This is a genomic window from Streptomyces alkaliphilus (assembly GCF_014141535.1).
Classification (GTDB): Bacteria; Actinomycetota; Actinomycetes; order Streptomycetales; family Streptomycetaceae; genus Streptomyces; species Streptomyces alkaliphilus.
On record NZ_VKHT01001390.1, the window covers coordinates 1 to 997 of the forward strand.

The window sequence follows — 997 nt, forward strand, 5'->3', positions numbered from 1 at the left end:
GTCGGGAGGGGTTCTTCGCGACGGGGCTGAGCGGCCATGTTCCCGAGTATCGCCCTAAGTGGCGCCCCGGGCGCCGGTGCGGCGATACCCGGGCGCGTTCCTGATGGTGTGCGCTCCGAAACGCGCCCGAGCGGTCGCCTCGCCGGTGCGGCCGCCGCCGGAGAGCGATCCCGCCCCGGGGCGGCCCGTTCCGGCCCGGGCCCGCCCCGTCCGGGGCCCGTCCGCCCCGGACGGGGCGGACGGGGCGGACGGGGCGGACGGAGACCCGGTCGGAAGCCGGTCACAGGTCGCGGAGCAGCAGCCCGGGACGTTCGATCCGGTCGGCGACGTCCCGCAGGAAGCCGCCGGCGACGGCACCGTCGCAGACCCGGTGGTCGAAGGTGAGGGACAGTTGCACCACGTGGCGCAGGGCGAGTTCGCCCCGGTGCGCCCAGGGTTTCTCCACGATCCGACCCACCCCGAGCATCGCGGCCTGGGGATGGTTGATGATCGGGGTGGAGCCGTCCACGCCGAAGACGCCGTAGTTGTTGAGGGTGAAGGTGCCGCCGGTGAGCTCGGCGGGCGGGAGGGTCCCGGCCCGGGCCGCCTCGGTGAGGCGGGTGATCTCCCTGCCGAGTCCCTCGGTGGTGAGGGTGTGGGCGTCGCGGACGACCGGCACCACCAGGCCGCGCGGGGTCTGCGCGGCGAGGCCGAGGTGGACGGCCGGGAGGCGCACGATCTCGCGACGTTCGGTGTCCACGGTGGCGTTCAGCTCCGGCCGGTGGGTGAGCACGGCGGTGCAGACGCGGGCCAGGAGGGCGAGCAGCGGGACGCGCGGCTCGCCGAGTTCGCGGCGCAGTTCCAGCAGGGCGGTGGCGTCGGCGTCCACCCAGCAGGTGGCGTCGGGGATCTCGGCACGGCTGCGGGTGAGGTGGTCCGCCATGGTGCCGAGCAGTCCGCGCAACGGGATGCGGGTCTCCCCCGCCCGGGTGGGAGCGGGTGCCGGAAGGGGCGTGGC

The 997-nt window shown here is 75.6% G+C and carries 1 protein-coding gene; it reads right to left on the bottom strand.

Annotated features, from left to right (window positions below; all coding sequences use genetic code 11):
• Positions 1–280: 280 nt before the first annotated feature.
• Positions 281–997, bottom strand: a 717-nt coding sequence (locus tag FNQ90_RS24670) for a dihydrolipoamide acetyltransferase family protein (RefSeq protein ID WP_182608362.1), incomplete at its 5' end; no start/stop codon positions are given.